Genomic DNA, 14,156 nt, shown 5'->3' on the forward strand with positions numbered 1-14,156 from the left:
CGTTTCTTTCTCCTATTGAGCCAGGATCATCGCGAAGTAACCGAACACCGTGAGCAGGATGCCCGAGACGGCATAGCCGACCGGGAAGCCGATCCACGGCACGGAGCTCTGGATCTCGACCGCGGCCTCGCGGCATGGGCCGGAATGCGAGCGCGCGCCCGCAACGCCGCCCATCAGCACGGCCGGGTTGATCTTGAAGACGTGATAGCCGATCGCCCAGACGATGAAGGGCGGGATGGTGCAGGCAATGAAGCCGACGAGGAAGATCTTCAGCGCCACCGCACCGGTGAGCTGCGCCAGCAGGCCTGCGCCGGCGTTGATGCCGACGATGGCGACGAAGACGATGAGGCCAAGATCCTCCAGCACGTTGCGGGCCGCGTTCGGCGTGTTGCCGAAGAAGCGAAGCCGCGACACCACCGAGGACACGATCACGCCCGACAGCAACAGGCCGCCGGCATTGCCGAGGCCGATCTTGGCCCCGAACGCCGGGAACTCGATCATGCCGATCAGGAAGCCGATGATCATGCCAACGGCAAGCGTGAGCAGATCGGTCGAGGTGTTGGCGCGCGCGATGCGGCCCCACATCTCGCCGAGCTCGTTAACGGCGGACTTCAGGCCGACCACCGAGACGATGTCCATGCGCTCCAGCTTGGTCTTGAGACCGGCCGGAATCTGCACGCCGCCGCGCTCGACCTTGGTGACCTGCAACTGGCCGGCGATCGCGGTGTCGCGGAAGGACTCGAAGGTGCGTCCCACCATCTCCTTGTTGGTGACGAGAATCTCCGCCTGGTCCATGGGGATGCCCAGCGTCTTGGCATCGGCGACCTCCGGACCGATCAGGCCCATCTTCTCGGTGAGGTGCTCGGTCGAACCGCCAAGAGCGACAACGTCGCCCTTTTGCAGCACGAATTCGGGATCGGCTCCTTGCGGCACGCCGTTGCGGCCCACATTGACGATCCGGTATTCCGGATTGATCGCGCGGAACTTGGCGATGCTCACGCCGACCGTCGCCGGATTTTCCAGCCGGTAGGCCCGCAGACCGAACTGGCGATAGCCGGTCAAGCCGCCGCCTTCGAGATCCTTGACGCCGAATTCCGTCTCATACTGCTTCGCGGCGGCCCTGGCATCGACGCCCCACCAGCGCGGCAGATATTTGCAGATCAGGATGATGCCGACGGTACCCCAGATGTAGGTGATGCCGTAGGACAGCGCGATCATGCCGGAGGCTTCCTCGGGCTTCATGCCCTCCGGCAATTTGACGACACCGGACGTAATCGCCTGCTCCGCGGAGCCGATCGCGGCCGACATGGTCTGCGATCCCGCAAGCATGCCGCCGGCCGCACCGGTCGGCAGTGCGAACAGTTTCGCGCCGATGACGACAAGGGCGAGGCCGATCACACTCGACACCAAGGCCAGCAGACAGAATTTGAGGCCGTCGCCTCTCAGGCTGTTGATGAATGACGGTCCGACACGCAGGCCTACACCATACATGAAGAGATAGTAGAACAGGCTCTTGGCGAAATTGTTCAGCTCGAGCTTCACGCCGTAAGTAGAGGCCCACACCGACAGGCCGGCGCCGACCACGATGGCGCCGGCGACCATGCCGAGGCCGTAACCCTTGATGCTGGCCCGGCCGATATAGACGGCGAGACCGACGACGAAGAACAGCAGCAGATACGGGTTCTGCTGGAGGAACGTGAAAAACGCGTGCATGGTCGTCCCCTCCAAGTCCTATGACGCGGCCTTGAGCTTGGGCTGCGCACCAGGCTTCGGCCGGCCGAGCTTCGCCAAGGCTTCCGTGCGCACGAGCTTCAGGCCTTCCTTGGCGTCGTAGCCGTGGATCTCCTTCACATCGAGCTTGCGCATGAAGTCGATGGTCTCCTGGGTGATCACCTGTCCGGGCACCATGATCGGGAAGCCCGGCGGATACGGGATCACGAAGTTCGCCGAGACGAGTTCGGGGCCGGCCTTCAGACGCCGATCGATCTCGGGATCGTTGAGGCGGATGTGCTCACAGCCGGCGACGTCATAGGCGGCATAGAAGCCGGTGCGGATATCGCCCTCGTTGGTCTTGCTGCCGGCATCGCCGCGGAAGCTCGGATGGAAATGCGAGAAGTTCGGCAGGTCGGGCACGTCGGTCATCAGGCTCTTGACCCGCGCCTCGAAGGTCTTCTTCGCGTTGGCGCCGCCCTGCGCGAGCCCGCGATCGACCTCGCCCGCGATCTCGGCGAGGACGCGCACGAGATGCGCGACGTCGCTGCGGGTGTTGTTGATGTTGGACTGGAGCAGAACCGAGTTGCGCGAGGTCTTGTTGACCTGGATGTTGTACTCGTTGGCCAGGATGCCCTTGAACTGGGTGCCGTCATAGCCGGCCATGCCGCACACCAGCGTCATGCGGGTCGGATCGAGGCAGAACTCGTCCTCGTCGAGGCTCTTCAGCGTATTGACCCAGTTCACGCCGGCCGCGAGATAGTCCGTGAAGCCGCTCTGGCGATACTGCGCCGGCACCATGGCGTCGGCACTGAGCACGCGGAAATATTTCGAGATCAGCGGATTATTGTTGACCGCCTGGCGGATGGCGAAAGCGATCTCCATCGCGTTGGCGACGAGGCCGTAACCCTCAAGCTCCATCTGCCGCCGCGAAATATCGAGGCTTGCGATCAGCTGCTGGTTCGGGCTGGTGGAGGCGTGCGTGAACACGGCTTCCTTGAACTGCTGCTCGACGGTGTGGAATTCGACGTCCTTGACCGAGAGCATGGAGCCCTGCCGGATCGCCGACATCGACTTGTGGGTCGAGTTGGTCTGGTAGACGCGCAGCCGAATCTGCCTGGGATCGGGAATGAGCCGGGTCTTGAGCAGTACCTCGTCCGACGGGTTCTTGCCGAGCTCGGCCTGCTGCTTCTCATAGGCCGCGACCGATTTGGGATCGCGCATCCAGGCTTCGATCTCGTTGGCCGCACCCATCGCGGTGCGCCGGCGCAGGAACGGCGAGAAGCGCGCGAAGCCGAACCAGGCCTCGTCCCACAGGAAGATCAGGTCCGGCTTGATGGCGAGACATTCCTCCATCACCCGGCGGGTGTTGTAGATGTGGCCATCGAAGGTGCAATTGGTGAGATCGACCATCTTGACGCGGTCGAGCCGGCCGTCGGCCTTGGCGCCGAGCAGCGCCTGCTTGATCGTCTTCAGCGGCACCGCGCCGTACATCGAATATTCCGTCATCGGGAAGGCTTCGACGTAGAGCGGCTGCGCGCCGGCCAGTACCATGCCGTAATGGTGCGACTTGTGGCAGTTGCGATCGACGATCGCGATGTCGCCGGGCGCGAGCAACGCCTGCACCGCCATCTTGTTCGAGGTCGAGGTGCCGTTGGTGACGAAGAAGACGCGATCGGCGCCGAGCGCCCTCGCCGCCTTCTCCTGCGCCTTTTTGATGTTGCCGGTCGGCTCCAGCATGCTGTCGAGACCGCCGGTGGTGGCGCTGCTCTCGGCCAGGAACAGGTTCGGGCCGTAGAACTCGCCCATGTCGCGGATCCAGTCCGACTTGAAGATGGACTTGCCGCGGGCGATCGGCAGCGCGTGGAAGGTCCCGATCGGGCGCTGCGCATATTTCTTGAGATTGTCGAAGAACGGCGTGTCGTAACGATCCTGGATGCCTTCGAGGATCGACAGATGCAGCTCAAGCAATTCCTCAACCGAATAGAAGATGCGGCGGACGACGTTGGCTTCCGGATTGCCCGCAAGTTCTTCAACGTCGCGGTTCGAGATCATGTAAAGGTCGAGCTCGGGCCTGACGCGCTTGATGATCTGGGCGAGCCGCAGCGCGGACGCGTCGGTTTCCTCGTTGAGACCGGCGGCAGCCATGATCGAGCGCAGCACCGGCGCATCGTGCCGCGAGCGCAGGCCAAAGCCCTCGTTGATGATGACCGCGGCGATGTTGGGGTTGAGCATGGTCGCGCAGAAGGCATCTTCCAGGCTGCCGACGATGACGGGCTCATAGACGAACGCATCGACCGGCCGCCGCAGCTTGCGCCATTCGGCCGCCAGCGCCGGCCAATGGCTGGATGATACGCCCGTCACGATCAGGGTTTCGAAATAGGGCCGGCGTGTGGTGTGCGCGCCGAAGCTCGGCGGCACCAGTTCGGCGACGTCGCCATTGCCGTCGTCCTTCGCGCTCCAGTCGCCGGCATGCTGGCGGAAGGATCGCGTCGACAGCGCTTGGGCGATCCTTGTCGCGAGGGTGAACGAGGTTGCTCCATCGCCCGCGGCCGCGGCCTCCCGCAGCGCCGCCATCAACTGCATACCGGGATAACCGTGAAACTCCTCGGTGACCGAGAGATCGGCCAGCGCCGCGTCGAAGGCCGCGCGATTGCCCACCCGGGCCCAGGTCTTGGCGGCCTCGACCAGATCACGCCAATCGTCTGCCCGCGCGCCGGGTCCGGAAAAGAACTGGTCAATGCGCTTGTGCGCGGCCTTGGGCTCTTTGGACATGACTCTCTCCCGCTTCCTTTGGGGCAAAGGTGATGCGGGATCGTGAGTGCGGCTCCGCTCGCTCCATTGATCCAAGTCAACGGTCGCATGCATTCTGACGCGCAATGCCACGCCGTTCGCATCGCAACAGGACGGCGTCAGGCCGTGCGTTGCGCAGTTGCCGCCTGATCGTCGCCGAGCAAGCTGTCGAGCGACCGCAGCCATTGGCCGCTATCGGTCTTCTCCGCGAGCCCTTCGGAACGCAGGAGGTCGCGGAGCTGCGCATGCGCGCCGACGATGCAGAGGGTCACTTTGCGCGACGCAAGTTCGTCATGCAGCTCGTGCAGCATCCGCGCACCCGCCAGATCGATATAGGGCGAGGCCGAGAGATCGCAGGCCACCAGCCGGACGCCAGACGATTTTTCCAGCGCGACCCGGACGGTTTCCAGGATCGTCTCAGCATTGATGTAGAGCAGCGACGCCTCGGGGCGGAAAGCGATGATGCCGACCAGCGGCTCGACGTCTTCATGCCTTGCGCTGTCCGAATAACGGCCGCTGCCAGGCAAGCGGCCGAGGACGTTCGGCCGCGAGGCCCGCGCCAGCAGCAGGAAGATCGAGGCGATCGAGGCCAGCAGGACGCCCTGGAGGATGCCGAGCAGGAGCACGGAGCCCAGGGCAATCGCCGCCGCGTAGAAATCGATCCGGCTGACCTGCCACATGCGCAGCAGCGCACGAACATCGACCAGCCTGTAGACGGCAGCAAAAACGATCGCCGCCAGCACCGCCTTGGGCAGATTGGTCAATAGTCCCGTGAAGAACAGCAGGCACAGCCCGAGTGCCACCGAGCAGATCACCAGCGCCAGCGGCGTGCGCGCGCCGGCATTGTCGTTGACCGCCGATTGCGACAAACCGCCGGCGACGGGATAGCCGTGACCAAAGGCCGCAGCGAGGTTCGCCGCGCCCAATCCCAAAAACTCCTGGCGAACGTCGAGCGGATAACCATGCTTGGCGGCGAAGCTGCGGGCCGCCGACACGCCTTCGATATAGGCCAGCAGCACGCAACCCGCCGCGAGCGGAAAGAGATCGTCGAACTCCAGCAGGCCGAATGTCGGGATGCCGAGCGCTGGCAACCCCTCCGGTATCTTCCCAGTAACGGGCACACCGAGGGCGGGAAGGCCGAGGACTGTTGCCACAATGATCGCGAGCGCAACGATGGTGATGCCGACCGGCTTGCCCGGCAAACGCCGCTCGCCGACGAGAAGCAGCAGGAGCGCGACGACGCCGATGCCGAGCACGAGCGGATGGATGGCGCCGACCTGCCCGGCCAGCTTGATGGCGCGATCGAAGAAATTGTGGCCGCCGCCGGGAACGCCCAGCAGGCTCGGCAGCTGGCTCATGATGATGGTGAGCCCGGCCCCGGCCTTGAAGCCGACCAGGATGCTGTCGCTGACGAGGCGGACCAGCACGCTCAGCTTGAACAGCCAGGCGATGAAGCACAGCACCGCCACGGCAAAGGCCGCAAGGCTTGCGATCTGCGCATAGCGCACCGCATCGCCTCCGGCGAGCGCGCCGACGGTTGCGGCGATCATCAGCGAGATTGCCGAGGTCGGGCCGATCGCGAGCTGGCGCGAGGCCCCGAGCAGGGCATAGCCGATACCGCCGAGCATGTAGCCGTAGACGCCGACCTGCGGCGGCAGCCCGGCGAGCGCGGCATAAGCGAGCGAGACCGGAATGGCGTAGGCGGCGAGCGTGATGCCGGCGATGGCATCGGACGGCAGCCATTCGCGCCGATAGGTTGCAAGCCATTCGGCCGGTGGAAAGAACCGCGTCCAGGCCGGATTGGACGGAGTGTTCATCGCCCCTCCCCCGCACGTGGCATCGCTTCGCAGCGCAAGAGGACAATCAGCAGCGCGACCACGGGAATGCCGAGCGCGAGGTTGGGAAGGGCCTTGGTGGCGAAGGCACCCGCGGCCGCGCCGCAGCCGAACACCGCACACAGCGCGAAGAAGATGGCCGACTTGCGCAGCGTCCCGAACGGCGCTCCGCCATGGACGACCGCAAAGAGGTTCTCGACGAACTGACGCATGTTGCCGGTGATCATCACCGTGCTGCAAACGGTTCCCTCGACCTTGACGAACATCGCCGCCTGTATCGCCGCGACCATGGAAATGCCGAGCGTTCCGGCGAGGTCCGGCAGGCGGTTGTGCAGGATGCCGATCGTGATCAAGAACAGGATCTCGACCAGGGTGCCGAGTGCGCTGGCCCGATTCCCGGCAGCACGGCGAAGCCAGGCGGCGACCACGATACCGACGGTGAAGGCCAGGATCGGCGGCACGAAGTGCAAGGCCTCCGCCCAATTGCCGGCCATCGCATAGACCCAGAGGAAGATCACGTTCGCGGTCTGCGCATTCGCCATCACGCCGTGGATGATCCAGGTATAGGCGTCGATATAGCCGCCGGTGAAGGCGAGCAGCATGACGATCTCGACCGTTTCATCGCGGCGCACCGCGCCGGCAGCGACGTCCAGAGTACTCATGTCGGCAATGAGGGCTGTCGCAAACACTTCATCATGTCATAGGCCTTGCCTCGCCCGAGCCGGGGCTTGATCTGGATCAAGCAATCCCGCCGGGCGGCCAATCAAATCGCGGCAAAGCGCCGGGGGAAATGCGACCATGGATACCGTCAGGTGGATCATCGCCACCGCACCGGAGATCTTCCTGCTGCTGGCCATTGCGATCGGCACCATTCTCGGCCGCATCAGGATTCGCGGCTTCTCGATCGGCACCACCGCCTGCGTCCTGATCGTCGCCGTCCTGATCGGACAGCTCGGCAGCTTCTCCTTCCCGCCGGTCCTGCGCGCGATCCTGTTCAGCCTCTTCGTCTTCACCATCGGCTACCGGTCAGGACCGGAATTCTTCGCCTCGCTGAGCGTGCGGACCCTGGCGCAGGTCGTGCTGGCGCTGGTGATCGGCGCGACGGGTCTCGTGCTCGTGCTGATCTTCGCCCATGCGTTCAAGCTCGATACCGGAACGGCCGCAGGTCTCACCGCCGGCGCGCTGACGCAATCCTCGGTGATCGGCACCGCCTCGGGCGCACTGGCGCAGCTCGGCCTGCCTGCCGACGTGCTCAAGCAGCAGGAAGCCAATATCGCGGCCGGCTATGCCGTGACCTATGTGCTCGGCTACATCCTGACGCTGCTGTTCGTTCCGTTCGTCGCGCCGCGGCTGATGCGGATCGATCTCAAGGCGGAGGCGAAGAAGCTCGAGGCGGAGCTTGCCGGCGGCGTGCCGGCGAAAACGGACAACCTCTCCTATCGCAAGTTCCAGGCCCGGGCCTATCGCGTCTCGGCCGCAGCGGGTCGCACAGTCGAGGCCATCGAGACGGAGATCGGCCGCCGTACCATCGTCGAGCGGATCGTCCGCCGCGGCGCCGACATCGCGCCGCACCGCGACACCTTGCTCGAGGCGAACGACGACATCGTCCTGACCGGCCCGACTGCGGCCATCGTCGCGGCGGAGCCCACAATCGGCGAGGAGATCGACGCCGACGCGCTGTTGCAGAGCCTGCCCGGCAACGTCATCGAGGTGCTCGTGGAGAACCGCAAGCTGCATGGCCGCTCGATCCGCGAGGTCGCCGAGATCGTCGGCGACAGCGCGCGCGGCGTGTTCCTGCGTGCTCTCACGCGGATGGGCCGCGAGGTGCCGCTCGGGCCCGACACGCGCGTCTATATCGGCGATGTCATGACGCTGGTCGGCAGCACCAACAACATCGCGCGGGCCACAGTGCAGGTCGGCCACGCATTGAACGCAAGCGATCGCACCGACATCGCCTTCCTTGCCACCGGCATCGCCGTCGGCCTTCTGGCCGGCCTTGCCAGCGTCAAGGTCGGCGGGGTCGCCTTGACGCTCGGTGGTGGCGGCGGCGCGCTGATCGCGGGCCTCGTCTGCGGCTGGCTGCGCTCGCGCAAGCCGACCATGGGCGCGATGCCGCCGGCGGCGCAGCAGACGTTGAGCGACATCGGCCTTGGCGGCTTCATCGCGGCGATCGGGCTTGGCAACGGCCTTGCCGCCTGGTCGGCGATCCAGGCCCATGGCCTGCTGCTGGTGGGCATGGGCATCGTCGTCACGCTGATCCCGATGACGGTCGGAACGCTGGTCGCCTATTACCTGCTGCGCATGAACCCGGTCGTGACCTGCGGGGCGCTGGCCGGCGCCATGACGGTCGATGCTGCCGTCACCGGCGCCTGCGATGTCGCCGAGAGCCAGACGCCGGTGCTCGGCGTCGCCGTGCCCTACGCGGTCGGCAATGTCGTGCTGACGGTGCTCGGCCCGATCGTCGTGGCCGCTACGTTTTCGGGATGAAGGAGGGCGCGATGCTTCGCTTGCCTGCAATTCTGTGCTCGTTCGCGACGGCCCTCCTCGTCCTTCTCATCGCCGCATTGCCCGCGCGCGCCGAGGACGAGGTCCGCATCCAGGAAGAGATCTGGGCGCTGCCGCTGCCGCTGCCGATGTTCGCCTACCTGGTGCGCCCGGTCGGCGATGGCCCGTTCCCGCTCGTGATCATGAATCACGGCGTGTCGCTCATTCCGAGGGATCGCAGCTTCTTTCCGCTGGTGGAATTCCGCGATGCCGCCAAATGGTTCGCAAAGCGCGGCTATCTCGTGGTGGCGCCGGTCGGCAGCGGCTATGGCGCGCAGGCGATCGACGTTCCCGATCGCGCGCTGTTCGGCCCGTTCTTCTCCAAGGTCGGCAAATGCACCAATCCCAATTTCCATGATGCGGGCCTTGCCGTTGCCCAGGTCGATCTCTGGATCATCGACTTCCTGGCGGCCGAGAAGCGGATCATCCCGAAGGACGTGATCGTGGTCGGCCAGTCCGCCGGCGGCTGGGCCGCTATGGCGCTGTCGAGCGTGAACCCGCCGCAGGTGAAGGCGGTCATCACCTTCGCCGCCGGCCGCGGCGGCCGGGTCGGCGGCAAGCCCAACAACAACTGCGCGCCCGACAGGCTGGTCGACGTGACCGCGGATTTCGGCCGCACCTCGCGCGTGCCGATGCTGTGGATCTACATCGAGAACGACACGTTCTTCGGGCCCGAGCTGTCCAAGCGCATGCATGCCGCCTTCACCGCCGCCGGCGGGCGCGCCGAATATCACCTGATGCCGCCATTCGGCCATGAGGGGCATTTCTTCATCGGCTCGCCGGATGCGATCCCGCTCTGGTCGCCGCTTGTGACAAAATTCCTCGATGCGCAAAAGTGAACCCTGAACTTCGGAGACGCGACCATGCCTCGCCCTCTTGATTGTCTTTCCGGCCTGTTGGCGATTGCGCTCATCTGCACCGCGACAAGCTCAGGCAGCGCCGCACCGAAGACGGCGCAAGCCGAAAAGCCCGCCGAGTTTGCAACGCGTGGTCAGCGCGAAGCGAAGGACATCACCTATGGCGACTGGCAAAAACTCTGCTTCAAGGCCGGCGGCGCGCCGACGCTGTGCCGGACCTCGATCACGGGCAAATTCCCGACCGGTCAGATCGCGGTGCGCGTCGACCTAATCGAGCGCGAGGACGCTCCCGCCGCCCGGCTGCAATTGTTCGTGCCTGTCGGCATGTACCTGCAACAGGCGCCCAAATTGACCATCGACCAGGGCACGCCGTTCCGCGTGCCCTATACCTGGTGCGCCACCAATCTCTGCATCGCGGCCGACGTGGCGGCGCCGAACACGGTCAAGGAGATGGCATCAGGCAAGGCGCTGACGCTCGAGCTCGTCGATGCGAACCTCCTCGCTCTCACCACCGCGGTGCCTCTGGGACAGTTCGCGTCTGCCCGCAGCGGCGCGCCGGCGAAGACGCTGGAGCAGTATGTCGACGAGTGAGCGCTCGCGGCCCTAAGCCGCAGCCGCGCGCGTCACCGACTCGATCAGGGACTCGGCGGAAAACGGCTTGGTCAGGTAGGCGACGCAGCCCGATGCGATCGCCGCGGTGCGGTTCGCCGGACTGTCGTTCCCGGTGATGTAGATGACCGGCGCGGTCACACCCTTCTCCGTCAAACGCAGGCGAAGTTCGATGCCGGATTTTCCGTCGAGATTGATGTCGAGCACGATGCACATCGCCCTTTCGAATCCGCCGTAATCGAGCAAGGCGCCCGCCGACTCGAACAGGGTGGCGACGAAACCGTGAGCGCGGAGCAGCCTGGACATGCTCGTCCGGACGGACGGATCGTCATCGACAATGAAGACGGACTGGCGCGTCGGCACGGCGACCTCTCAGGCGGCATCAACGGTGATGGCCCTGCGGGGAAGGCGATACGACCGGGCGTTCCCCCGCGCATCGGGCAACAAGCTGCAACTACCGCGCCTGCATCGCAGCACCGCGCCAACGCCTTTTCAATTGTCCCTTCGGGAAGTCACACCGGGAGAACTGTGCAGGGCGCGGCGACAACTCCGTTAATCGTCGTTCGCATCGAGCATTCCGAGCCGTTCAGCGATCGAAACGAGCTCCGCAAGCGAATGAACCTGCATCTTCTCCATCACCTGGTGGCGGTGCGCCTTCACGGTACGCTCGGTGGTCCCGAGCTCGTACGCGATCTGCTTGTTGATCCGGCCGCGCACGATGAGATCGAACACCTGCCGCTCGCGCTGCGTCAGCGTTGCGAGGTGCATACGGAATGTCTCCAGTCGGCCGCGATGCGCGCGCGCGACGCTCTGGCGCGCCAGCGCGCGCTCGATCGCGTCGATCAACTGCTCCGAGGAGATCGGCTTGGTCAGGAAGTCTTCCGCGCCCGCCTTGATCGCCCGCACGGTGGTCGGCGTGTCGGCGAATCCGGTCAGGAAGATGATCGGCAGGGTCGAGCCCGATGCGACCAATTGAGTCTGCAAGTCGGGGCCGCTCAATCCCGGTATCCGCACGTCGAGCAGGATGCAGCTCGCCTGCTCGTCGTCCGGCCCGGCATCCAGCAGCTCCTTCGCCGACGCATAGGTCGCGACCTCATAGCCCGCCAGCTTCAGCCGACGCTCGATCGCCGTCCGAAAGGATTCATCGTCGTCGACCACGTGAACGAGGCCTGGCACCTACCACCTCTTGCATTGAGGACCGCTGATGGTCTTCTCACTCTACAAAGCCGTCTTCATCCGTTTGAGGATTGAAATGTCTGCTTCGCGATGAGTCAAATTCGAAGGACGCAATGCTTCTCATCCTGTGCACCGGGCAATCATGTTGTCCCTTGGTACAATGGACCTAGGGACAATGGATTGAAATACCGCCTTGGTCGAAAATCAACTTCAGCGGGAGTGGGATAGCGCGGCGCATTCCAGCTACAAAAATAGTTAGCCTCACAGACCAATTCGGCGATGAGGAGTTGGCCATGCTTGTTCGCATCACCACGGATTCCGTACCGCGCCCCAACTCCCTCCGCGACCTCGGCATGACCAGCGATTCAAATGCGCTGGTCAATTTAAGCGAATTTTCGTACCGAAAAGGCACCGAAATCTACGGCGAGAAGGAACCGGCCGAATACGTCTACCAGGTCAAGTCCGGTGCGGTGCGAAGTTACAAGCTGTTGTCGGACGGCCGCAGGCAGATCGGCGCGTTCCACCTCGTCGGCGACATCTTCGGGCTGGAGAACGGCCGTGAGCACCGCTTCACCACCGAAGCGATCGTCGACACCACGGTCCGGCTGGTCCGGCGCCAAAGCCTCGAAATGGTGGCCGAGAGCGACGCCATGGTCGCCAGGAACCTGCTCAGCATGACGACGACCAACCTCCAGCACGCCGAGGATCACATGCTGTTGCTCGGCCGCAAGACGTCGCTGGAGCGGGTGGCCGCGTTCCTGCTTGAGATGGACAAGCGCCTCTCCGCATGCGACGTCATGGCGCTGCCGATGTCGCGGCGCGATATCGCCGATTATCTGGGCCTGACGCTGGAAACCGTGTCCCGCGCCTTGTCGCGGCTGCACGAGATCGGCGTTCTCGGCTTTATCGGCAACACGCAGCGCCAGATCGTGCTGCTGGACCGGCACCTGCTCGCGCGCCTCGACCTGCAGTCCTGAACGGGTCCGCAGCGCCGGACGCATCAGTTCCGCGGTGAACCTGCGCCGGACGCTTCGGTCAGGCCGAGCTGCTCCAGCGTCTTGAGCAAGACCTCGAACAGGATGGCGGCCGACCAGCCGAACAGCAGCACGCCATTCATGGCCGTCAACGGCCCGATGAGCCGCCATTGCTGCACCGGCGTGATGTCGCCATAGCCGAGCGTGGTGTAGTTGACGAAAGCAAAATAGAGCAGATCGCTACCGGCCGCGGCGGCCTGGACGATGCCGTAGGTCGCGGCCCACACCAGGATCTCCAGCGTGTGCGCGATCTTCAGCACCACGGCGGTCGCGATCATCACGCCCATCAGGTGCAATCTCGGCCGTTCAGTATGCCGCCGACCCGCGCTGCGGGCGATCGCGACGGCGGCGACCGTGACCAGCGCATGAAGTCCGATATTGATTACGCTCACCAGGGTGCCGACGAAGATCTGCATCATCGCGGGCGACCAGCCCTCAACTCGCGGCCCGACTGCGAAGCCATCTCCGCCGCGTCGCCCGTAGCCCTGTCGATCTCAACCGGCGCGGTGCGCTCGACGCGGATCCAGGCCGCCGCGAGTTCCCAGGCGACCGACAGGATGATCGGGCCGATGAAGAGGCCGAGGATCCCGTGGCTCAGTGTTCCCCCGATCACGCCGATCAGGATGACGAGCGTCGGCGTGGTCAGCCCCCGCCCCATCACCAGCGGTTTCAGGATATTGTCGAGCAGACCGACGACGGCGAGATAGAGCGTCAGAAGCAAGGCCGTGGTCACGTCCTTGTCCGTCCAGATCCAGATGACGACGGGGAGGAGCACGAGGAAGGGGCCGATCTGCACGATCGACAGCAGGAGCACGATCACCGCGAGCAGGCCTGCGATCGAGAGACCTGCGAGCTTGAAGCCGATCCCGGCGAAGAACGCCTGCACGATCGCCACGCCGATCACGCCCTGCGCTACCGCACGGATGGTCGCCCCTGCGAGCTCCAGAAAATGCTCGCTCTGCTCCGGCACGACGCGGACCAGGAAGCCCCTGATGGCCGCGACGAGCTGCGGCCCGAACGGAAGCAGCAGCCCGGCGACGAAGACCGAGAGCAGGAACTGGAGCATGCCAATGCCGGTATCGCCGGCAAAGGACAGCATCATTCCCGCAATCGGCTTCAGATAGGGCGCCACCTCACGCAGCACCGCGCGGATATTGGTATAGGCCAGATTCCAGAACTCATAGAGCTGCGGACCGACCAGCGGCCAGCCTTTGATCTGCTCGGGCGCGGCGTGAAGCCTGAGCTCACCGCTGCCAATCTGCCCCGCGATGTCCTTGATCGCTTCGACGGCACCGAGGCCGAGCCAAGCCGCCGGACCGATGACGATGCCGAGCGCCACAAACGTCAGCAAGGCGGCAGCCGTGCGGGGCCGGCCGCCGAGGCATCTGGCGAGCCAGCTGAACGCCGGATAGAACGCCGCCGCGAGCACCGCGCTCCAGGTCAGGATCGGCACGAACGGCTTGATGATGATGAAGGTCCACAGAACCAGCAAGGCGAGCAATCCGAGCCGGATCACAAGCTGGATCACGTCCGGAAATACAAGCTGGCGCGGTTTCTTCAAGGTCGAAGCCTGTCTGTCGGGGCGGGCACACCCATGC

Annotated in this window: 12 protein-coding genes; 4 read left to right on the plus strand and 8 right to left on the minus strand. The window is 64.8% G+C overall.

Translation table 11 applies throughout. The features are described from left to right. Nucleotides 1-12 precede the first annotated feature (12 nt). From QA642_RS32160 to QA642_RS32175, 4 genes are all read right to left on the minus strand, one after another. On the minus strand, nt 13-1,713 hold the full coding sequence (locus tag QA642_RS32160) for a transporter (protein ID WP_283080462.1): 1,701 nt from the start codon (nt 1,711-1,713) through the stop codon (nt 13-15). Nucleotides 1,714-1,731: 18 nt separating this feature from the next. Then, nucleotides 1,732-4,485 (minus strand): decarboxylase, encoded by a 2,754-nt coding sequence (locus tag QA642_RS32165; RefSeq protein WP_283080463.1) that lies wholly within the window; start codon nt 4,483-4,485, stop codon nt 1,732-1,734. Nucleotides 4,486-4,622: 137 nt separating this feature from the next. Then, nucleotides 4,623-6,320, minus strand: coding sequence for a SulP family inorganic anion transporter (locus tag QA642_RS32170; RefSeq protein ID WP_283080464.1), 1,698 nt, complete (start codon nt 6,318-6,320; stop codon nt 4,623-4,625). Next, nucleotides 6,317-7,000 (minus strand): YoaK family protein, encoded by a 684-nt coding sequence (locus QA642_RS32175; RefSeq protein WP_283080465.1) that lies wholly within the window; start codon nt 6,998-7,000, stop codon nt 6,317-6,319. The genes QA642_RS32170 and QA642_RS32175 overlap by 4 nt, the downstream gene beginning before the upstream one ends. A 136-nt stretch (nt 7,001-7,136) precedes the next feature. Between QA642_RS32175 and QA642_RS32180 the strand changes: the two genes are divergently transcribed. The 3 genes from QA642_RS32180 to QA642_RS32190 are packed head-to-tail and all read left to right on the plus strand — an operon-like array spanning nt 7,137 to nt 10,330. Next, nucleotides 7,137-8,825: a transporter gene (locus QA642_RS32180; protein ID WP_283080466.1), complete on the plus strand. Its 1,689-nt coding sequence runs from the start codon at nt 7,137-7,139 to the stop codon at nt 8,823-8,825. Nucleotides 8,826-8,836: 11 nt separating this feature from the next. Then, complete coding sequence (locus QA642_RS32185; RefSeq protein ID WP_283080467.1) at nt 8,837-9,721, plus strand: dienelactone hydrolase family protein; 885 nt, start codon at nt 8,837-8,839, stop codon at nt 9,719-9,721. A gap of 24 nt (nt 9,722-9,745) precedes the next feature. Continuing rightward, nucleotides 9,746-10,330: an invasion associated locus B family protein gene (locus QA642_RS32190; RefSeq protein ID WP_283080468.1), complete on the plus strand. Its 585-nt coding sequence runs from the start codon at nt 9,746-9,748 to the stop codon at nt 10,328-10,330. Between the two features lie 12 nt (nt 10,331-10,342). Here QA642_RS32190 and QA642_RS32195 read toward each other — a convergent pair whose 3' ends face one another. Together QA642_RS32195 and QA642_RS32200 are read right to left on the minus strand one after the other, a co-directional pair. Beyond that, nucleotides 10,343-10,711 (minus strand): response regulator, encoded by a 369-nt coding sequence (locus tag QA642_RS32195; RefSeq protein WP_283080469.1) that lies wholly within the window; start codon nt 10,709-10,711, stop codon nt 10,343-10,345. A 189-nt stretch (nt 10,712-10,900) separates the two neighbouring features. Then, nucleotides 10,901-11,524 (minus strand): response regulator, encoded by a 624-nt coding sequence (locus QA642_RS32200; RefSeq protein WP_283080470.1) that lies wholly within the window; start codon nt 11,522-11,524, stop codon nt 10,901-10,903. Nucleotides 11,525-11,817: 293 nt separating this feature from the next. Between QA642_RS32200 and QA642_RS32205 the strand changes: the two genes are divergently transcribed. Then, nucleotides 11,818-12,501, plus strand: a complete 684-nt coding sequence (locus QA642_RS32205) for a helix-turn-helix domain-containing protein (protein WP_283080471.1) — start codon at nt 11,818-11,820, stop codon at nt 12,499-12,501. Nucleotides 12,502-12,524: 23 nt separating this feature from the next. Here the strand turns inward: QA642_RS32205 and QA642_RS32210 are convergent, their stop codons facing one another. Both QA642_RS32210 and QA642_RS32215 read right to left on the minus strand, forming a co-directional pair. After that, the gene (locus QA642_RS32210; protein ID WP_283080472.1) at nt 12,525-12,977 is read right to left on the minus strand and encodes a potassium channel family protein; all 453 of its coding nucleotides are present in this window, start codon (nt 12,975-12,977) and stop codon (nt 12,525-12,527) included. Next, nucleotides 12,974-14,119 (minus strand): AI-2E family transporter, encoded by a 1,146-nt coding sequence (locus tag QA642_RS32215; RefSeq protein WP_283080473.1) that lies wholly within the window; start codon nt 14,117-14,119, stop codon nt 12,974-12,976. The genes QA642_RS32210 and QA642_RS32215 overlap by 4 nt, the downstream gene beginning before the upstream one ends. Nucleotides 14,120-14,156 lie beyond the last annotated feature (37 nt).

The sequence above is a fragment of the Bradyrhizobium sp. CB2312 genome, from assembly GCF_029714425.1.
In the GTDB taxonomy this organism is placed as follows: Bacteria; Pseudomonadota; Alphaproteobacteria; order Rhizobiales; family Xanthobacteraceae; genus Bradyrhizobium.

What these genes read in the sequence shown, in the direction of transcription:
- QA642_RS32180 (WP_283080466.1), top strand. Translation starts at nt 7,137, where the DNA reads ATGGATACCGTCAGGTGGATCATCGCCACCGCACCGGAGATCTTCCTG.
- QA642_RS32160 (WP_283080462.1), bottom strand. Translation starts at nt 1,713, where the DNA reads ATGCACGCGTTTTTCACGTTCCTCCAGCAGAACCCGTATCTGCTGCTG.
- QA642_RS32170 (WP_283080464.1), bottom strand. Translation starts at nt 6,320, where the DNA reads ATGAACACTCCGTCCAATCCGGCCTGGACGCGGTTCTTTCCACCGGCC.
- QA642_RS32175 (WP_283080465.1), bottom strand. Translation starts at nt 7,000, where the DNA reads ATGAGTACTCTGGACGTCGCTGCCGGCGCGGTGCGCCGCGATGAAACG.
- QA642_RS32210 (WP_283080472.1), bottom strand. Translation starts at nt 12,977, where the DNA reads ATGATGCAGATCTTCGTCGGCACCCTGGTGAGCGTAATCAATATCGGA.
- QA642_RS32165 (WP_283080463.1), bottom strand. Translation starts at nt 4,485, where the DNA reads ATGTCCAAAGAGCCCAAGGCCGCGCACAAGCGCATTGACCAGTTCTTT.
- QA642_RS32190 (WP_283080468.1), top strand. Translation starts at nt 9,746, where the DNA reads ATGCCTCGCCCTCTTGATTGTCTTTCCGGCCTGTTGGCGATTGCGCTC.
- QA642_RS32205 (WP_283080471.1), top strand. Translation starts at nt 11,818, where the DNA reads ATGCTTGTTCGCATCACCACGGATTCCGTACCGCGCCCCAACTCCCTC.
- QA642_RS32185 (WP_283080467.1), top strand. Translation starts at nt 8,837, where the DNA reads ATGCTTCGCTTGCCTGCAATTCTGTGCTCGTTCGCGACGGCCCTCCTC.